This is a genomic window from Desulfobulbaceae bacterium, from assembly GCA_015231515.1.
Classification (GTDB): domain Bacteria; phylum Desulfobacterota; class Desulfobulbia; order Desulfobulbales; family VMSU01; genus JADGBM01.
In genome coordinates this window covers 1-3,099 of the sequence record JADGBM010000196.1, presented here as the reverse complement: position 1 = coordinate 3,099, position 3,099 = coordinate 1, and the positions used below count along the sequence as shown (strand labels likewise).

General features: G+C 45.1%; 2 protein-coding genes. Both read right to left on the bottom strand.

What is annotated here, in order from left to right; all coding sequences use genetic code 11:
- Positions 1 to 97 precede the first annotated feature (97 nt).
- The gene (locus HQK80_16085; protein MBF0223712.1) at positions 98 to 2,254 is read right to left on the bottom strand and encodes a HAMP domain-containing protein; all 2,157 of its coding nucleotides are present in this window, start codon (positions 2,252 to 2,254) and stop codon (positions 98 to 100) included.
- A gap of 11 nt (positions 2,255 to 2,265) precedes the next feature.
- The gene (locus HQK80_16080; protein ID MBF0223711.1) at positions 2,266 to 2,796 is read right to left on the bottom strand and encodes a purine-binding chemotaxis protein CheW; all 531 of its coding nucleotides are present in this window, start codon (positions 2,794 to 2,796) and stop codon (positions 2,266 to 2,268) included.
- Between the last annotated feature and the right edge of the window lie 303 nt (positions 2,797 to 3,099).

The following is a 3,099-nucleotide window of genomic DNA, read 5'->3' as shown; positions in this document are numbered from 1 at the left end:
TATGAAATATTCTATATAAATTAAGCCCCAACATCAAATTAATAATGGCGGTTCAACATATATGCTGCTGGCGCGCTGGTCACCAGGGCCGGAAATTTCAAAACTTGCCAAACTCACTGTCGTCTAAGGCAATTACTTCACTGGGCTTAGGCGATTTCACTGGAGAATCACCCCAGCCTTCTGTGTGGGCAGTATTTGATGCCTGGTGTGGTAACGCCTGACGGGGAATGGATTTCGTGGAACTGCCTTTAACTTTAAAGGTGTTCATAAGTGCTTTCAGGTGCATCGCCTGACTGGAAAGTTCTTCGGCTGCCGCAGCACCTTCCTCAGCGCTTGCTGTGTTTTGCTGTGTAACCTGGTCAATTTGGCCAAGACCACTGTTAACCTGGCTGATCCCTTCAGCCTGCTCGTTGGAGGCTGAGGCTATTTCTCCGACTAAATCGGTAACCTTGGTGACGGCGCTGACAATTTCAGCCAAAGATTCGGCGGTCTTATTGGCAATATCGGTACCATTTTTGGTTTTTGCCACAGAGCCTTCGATAAGTTCAGCGGTTTCCTTGGCAGCTTTTGCACTTCTGGCGGCCAGGTTTCTGACCTCTTCTGCAACTACGGCAAAGCCTTTGCCGTGTCGACCGGCGCGAGCCGCCTCAACTGCGGCATTTAAGGCAAGTAGATTTGTTTGGAAGGCAATTTCATCAATAACCTTGATAATTTTAGAGATACTTTGACCCGCATCGTTGATTTCGCCCATGGCAGAAACCATATTCTGCATCTGTTCGTTACCTGTTTCAGCAGCATGCTTGGCTTGCGAGGACAACTGATTGGCCTGAGAGGCATTTTCTGCATTTGTTGTTGTTTGAGAACCCATTTCGGTCATTGATGAGGTGATCTGTTCCAAGGCAGCGGCAGATTCAGTCGCACCTTGTGAAAGTGACTGGCTGGCATCGGATACCTGACCAGCCCCGGCAGCGATCTGTTCAGTGGCGGCCAGTATTTCTCCAACGATCCTATTCAGGTCGTCTCCTGTTTTCTTTAAAGCGTTACCGATCATATCTTCTACGTCTTTGGGAGATGCTTTAAAAGTTAGATCACCCTCTGCCAGATGATTCAAAATTGTAACGACTTCATCTTTAAGGTTGTCAGCAAATCTGTTCAGAGTTTTAGCCATGGTGCCAATTTCATCTGAGCGATCAATATTGAGCCGCATGCCAAGATGGCCCTTCTCCATCTCTGTTATCATGTCGACAGACTTGGTAAGTGGCACGGAGATGCCACGGCCTATAAAAAAACCAAAGATAAGTGCAGCAACAAAAGAAAGCAGCGTGAAGCTGATAATCATAGTTTTGCTGGTCGACTGAGCGGCATCAGCAACCTGCATTGCCGCTTGCATGTCTTTGGAGGCACTCTCCTCAACTTTGTCCATCAAAAGATCACTTTTGTTACTGTATTCATCGACAAGGGCCATATGCTCCATTGTTACAGTATGCAGAGCAACTTCTTCATCTTTGTGGTCAAATAATCCATCTTTACCAAGGGCCAGTTTAACAAAGTCATCATGCTCAGTAGTGATTTTTTGGGGTAGTAACTTTTCAAGTTTATCAAACTCTTTTAATTTTTCTTGAAAAGCCGTTCTCAATTTGGCGCTTTCCTCAAGAGAGTCAACGCTCATATACTCTTCCGCGATTGCCTGTTGTTCAACCAAAAGCGTTTTTGCCTCCATTGCAGCATCAACTTTTTCATCAATCTTTTGCACCTTGGTTAACTCGACTTCATAATCAACCAGCAGTTTTTTGAGGTCATACACATGTGTGTCAAAATCTCCCATAATCTTTGCGGCATCAGCTTTGGCTGTGAGAAGTAACCGGTGTTCCGACATCATTTTGACAGCGTTTTCTTCAAATTTACTGTGAAATTCGTCAGCCTGATTAGCAAGATTTCGAATTTCTTCACTGGCGTTTTTTTTGACATACCCATTGGTTTCGTCAAAGGCGACTACCGTCTGCTCGAACTCTTTTTGCGTTTCGTCGAGAGTAGCAACGTCTTCGCTGAGTAAAAATTCACCCATGATATCTCTGCCGCTTATCAGGGAAATCATACTTTCCATGGCGGCATCCATAATAGGTACCTTCTGGTCCAAAATGATGTCTGTTGCATTGCCGGTTTTATTTAAACCATAGGCTCCAATACTTCCGACTACTGCCACAAGAACCGCCACAATTGCGAAACTGCTGATTAGTTTCATGCCTATCTTCATTACTTCCCCTCCTATAATTGGGTGTGATAGTTTACTTCCTTTTCGAGTAGTTCAAGTTCATCTTCATGCAGTAGTTTTTCTATGTCGAGTAAGATTTTTACGGAGTCACCCATTTTGCCCATGCCCTTCAGGTATCGGCTCGATTTGCCTTTGCCGGTGTTGGGTGGCGGTTCAACATCATTTTCAGGGATATCTGCGACCTCGCTGACTTCATCGACAACCAAACCAACAGCGGTACTGTTAATATCTACCACCACAATGCAGGTTCGTTCGTCGTAAGCCCTTTCTTCCAGGTTGAATCGCAGGCGTACATCCATAACCGGGATGACCTTGCCGCGCAGGTTAATCACACCCCTGATGAACCTGGGCATGTCAGGCACCTCTGTAATTTTCTGGATGCCGATTATCTCGGTGACAAAGGCAATCTCAATTCCATAGTCTTCGCCGGCAAGATGAAAGGTGAGGTACTTGTCTTTAAGGGTATCTTCATCGTCATCATAAAGATCATCATCAAGCATGTTTTCACTTTGGTCGGTAGCCATTTTTGCCTCCTTAAAATAAGTTATTTCATAATGATATGTCAGAATGCCAACTAAAAGCCAGTATTATTTTACAGAGCTTTGAGGGAGCTTTGGGGGAGCTTTGGGGTCAAATCTTTCTTCTTGACAAATAAGTGGCCACCCCCTAAAAAGAGGGCATGGCTCGACCTCTTCGCATACAATATCCTGGTGCAGTGTACCATGTCACCAACCGTGGCAATGGTCGGAGTGCTATTTTCAAAGATGACCGTGACCGAGAACAGTTTCTCCGCATTCTTGCAAAGTCTGTGGAAATTCATAGACCAT

Bases quoted from the DNA above. Each gene is read 5' to 3' on its own strand.
- HQK80_16080 (MBF0223711.1), bottom strand. From the start codon at position 2,796: ATGGCTACCGACCAAAGTGAAAACATGCTTGATGATGATCTTTATGAT.
- HQK80_16085 (MBF0223712.1), bottom strand. From the start codon at position 2,254: ATGAAGATAGGCATGAAACTAATCAGCAGTTTCGCAATTGTGGCGGTT.